This window comes from Oleiphilus sp. HI0079 (assembly GCF_001635105.1).
This window is the reverse complement of the sequence record NZ_LWFT01000036.1, coordinates 1-1175: the sequence shown is the minus strand read 5'-3', so window position 1 is coordinate 1175 and position 1175 is coordinate 1. Positions and strand designations below refer to the sequence as shown.

Sequence of the window (1175 nt, the reverse complement as noted above, 5' to 3'; positions counted from 1 at the left end):
GCGGTCCATTAATGCATTTGCCGGGCCGATGTCATAGCCATAAACGGATGCTGATGCTTCTTCTTGAGGGAGTACACTAATGTTGCTGATGCCGCCCAAGTTTATGATCAAGCGCTTTGATTTTTCGCTCGAAAAGACTTGCTTGTGAAAGGCAGGCACTAATGGCGCGCCTTGCCCGCCTGACATTAAGTCGGCCATTCGAAAATCAGCAACCGTTGTAATCCCAGTGATTTCACTTACCGCAGCAGCAGAGCCAATTTGAATTGAGAAAGGATGGTCTAAGTCCGGTCGGTGCCGGATGGTTTGTCCGTGGCTCCCGATCGCTTTGATCTCAGAGCGAACGACAAAGTGATGTGCTTCAATGAATTTGTTTATAGCGTGTCCGATGAATCGGCCAAACGCGGTGTGGGCTCGTCCAAGCCGTTCAATTTCGCTAGGGCCAGGCGAGCAAAGAGATGATAAATCCGCTTGCAGTTTGTCTGGGATTTTTTCGCAGAATGAAGCAGCGACCTCGCAGAAATCTTCTTCGAAGGACACAAGTGCGAGGTCTAAACCATCAAGGCTTGTGCCCGAGATGCAGCCAATATAGTACTCTCGGGGCATGCCTGGTCGCTATTGTGCGTTAAACGCGAGTTGATAATCCTCACGCAGTGTTTGCAGTTGCGCTAAAAGAGGTTTGGTCTGCAGAGCAAACTGCGTTAACTCCTCGCTTGGTACTGGTTTCGCATGAGGTAGTTTTACCCGGACAGGGTTTTTGTGTACGCCGTTAACGCGAAATTCGTAATGCAGGTGAGGGCCAGAGGCGAGTCCTGTGCTACCAACATAGCCGATAACTTGCCCTTGCTTAACGCGTTTTCCTGTTTTTACGTTTCGCGCAAATTTAGTCATGTGAGCGTATAGCGTCGTGATTTTCTGGCCGTGCTGCAATATCACTGCATTGCCATAACCACCTTTGCGGCCCGCAAATACGACTTTTCCATCACCTGTTGCTTTAATTGGTGTGCCTCGTGATGCCGCATAGTCAGTGCCTTTGTGGGCGCGGATCTTGTGTAGGACCGGATGCTTTCGCTTAAGATTGAAATGCGAAGAAATACGTGCAAAGTCTACAGGGGTGCGAAGAAACGCTTTGCGCATGCTTTCACCAGATGGGGTGTAATAGTTTGAAACGCCGCTCG

At 49.7% G+C, this 1175-nt stretch carries 2 protein-coding genes; both read right to left on the bottom strand.

Annotation, left to right across the window (positions count from 1 at the left end; genetic code table 11):
* Positions 1–603 (bottom strand): anhydro-N-acetylmuramic acid kinase (locus tag A3750_RS00710; RefSeq protein WP_197474769.1); only part of this gene is annotated, 603 nt, incomplete at its 3' end.
* A 9-nt stretch (positions 604–612) separates the two neighbouring features.
* Positions 613–1175 (bottom strand): M23 family metallopeptidase (locus tag A3750_RS00705; protein WP_156498271.1); only part of this gene is annotated, 563 nt, incomplete at its 5' end.